General features: G+C 44.2%; 1 protein-coding gene and 1 pseudogene. Both read right to left on the bottom strand.

The features are described from left to right. The coding region (locus C508_RS0117320) for an IS256 family transposase (protein ID WP_018704827.1) at positions 1 to 619 on the bottom strand (619 nt) is incomplete at its 3' end. 98 nt (positions 620 to 717) lie between these two features. Then, positions 718 to 1,694: pseudogene (locus C508_RS19200) on the bottom strand (IS256 family transposase); the annotation flags it as partial. Between the last annotated feature and the right edge of the window lie 151 nt (positions 1,695 to 1,845).

Below are 1,845 nucleotides of genomic sequence, written 5' to 3'. Positions count from 1 at the left end.
CTTCCGATTCTTCTTGCATCGGTTCAATTGCCAAGATATCACGTCGGCCGTTTTCATCTAGTCCAATAACAACTGATACGGCCATGTTTTGCACACAGCCACCATTGCGAATTCGCTCATATAACGCATCCACCCAGAGGACAGGATAAGTCTTGTTTAACTGGCGAGTGCGAAAGGCTTCGACTAGATCATTCAGTTCTTTGGTTATTTGCGAAACCTGGCCGCGTGAGATTGAATCGATACCGAGGCTTTTCGCTAGTTTTTCGATCTTGCGCGTGGATACGCCGTTGATGTACGCTTCTTGAATTACGTTTAATAGCGCGGCTTCTGAACGCTTTTTCTCACTGACGAAAAACGGAATATAACCACCTTTTCTCAGCTTTGGCACAAACAAATACATTGTCCCCATTCGCGTATCATACCGCCGAACTCGATAGCCGGATCGGTAACCGCAACGTTCATCCGTACGCTCCGATTTTACGGCGTTGATCTTGGCATCGACTTCAACTTCCATCAGTTTCTCACAGAGCCATTTCAACATAGAAAGCATAGGATCGTTTTCTGACATGAATTGCAATAGCATTTTTTCCAGAGGTAGGTTAGAATTAGGATAAACCATCGGTTTCAACTCCTTTTAGGTTTGCTCAGCACTTACCTTCTTCGGAGAGACCGATGGTTTTCCTTTTGTCTTTTTGCGAACTTAATTATACGCTATCGATATTTGAAAAAGGTGGATAGCTCGGCCCAGTTATTGCGCCAGGACGTCACGATTAACGGGTATTTCCCTCCCCAACATGATTCGAAGGTATCCAAAGCTCCAAGCGCCAACGGTTCTGAAGCCGCCGTATATACAGGCTTCAAATCGGCAAGTACCTTTTTCACGTCTTTGTAGGAAACGTAGCGAACAGAATTTCGAATTTGATGAACGACGCATTTTTGAATCTCAGCTTCAGGAAAACAGGCTGAAATCGCTTCGCTGCTTTCAGATTATCAACGCAGCAAATCAAGATATCCTGAACGCCGCGATTGCGAAGTTCATTCAGTACGACCAGCCAGAATTTCGATGTTTCATGCTCGCCGATCCACATCTCTAAAACGTCTTTTCGACCATCGAGGTCAATGCCAATGACCATATAAGCAGCCTTGTTGACGATGGCTCCTTCTTGGCGCACTTTATAATGAATCGCATCCCAAAACACGGCAGCGTAGGTTTTTTCCAGCGGCCGGTTCTGCCATTCTTTGATGATTGGCATTAATTTATTCGTAACGTTCGAAATTAGCGTAGGAGAAATGTCTACGCCGTACATTCTGGATAGATGGTCTTGGATATCACGGACGGTCATCCCCTTGCTGTATAGAGTGATAATCTGCTCTTCAATGCCGGTTAGGTTTTTCTGATGCTTTTTTACGATAAGAGGTTCATGTTCGCCATCGCGATCACGGGGAATCGCAATTTCGCTGTCACCGTATTCGCTAACCACAGTCTTTTTGCTATGGCCATTTCGCCGATTGGACCCGTTTTTCTTAGAAGTATCGTTTTTATCATAACCAAGGGTAGTGTCGAGTTCCGCTTCCAACATTTCTTGCAGGGTATCGCCAAATAGGTCTTTTAGCATTGCCGAAATGTCATCCGTGGTTTTCATATTACGTTCTTTAATCAAACCGCGAATTTGTTCTCTTGTTAATAGTCCCATGCTTTTGCCCCCTCGTTTATATTCTATAGCTGTAACCAACTATTGGCAAAAGCACAAACTATTTTACACTACCACAAGCCACAATGAAATAAGAGTATCTTCACTACTATTACCCTCTAGGGGCAGGTCTAATCTCTACAACCTTTACCCC

This window comes from Anaeromusa acidaminophila DSM 3853, assembly GCF_000374545.1.
GTDB lineage: Bacteria > Bacillota > Negativicutes > Anaeromusales > Anaeromusaceae > Anaeromusa > Anaeromusa acidaminophila.
The sequence above is the reverse complement of the archived record's forward strand: the minus strand, read 5'-3'. Positions and strand labels throughout refer to the sequence as shown.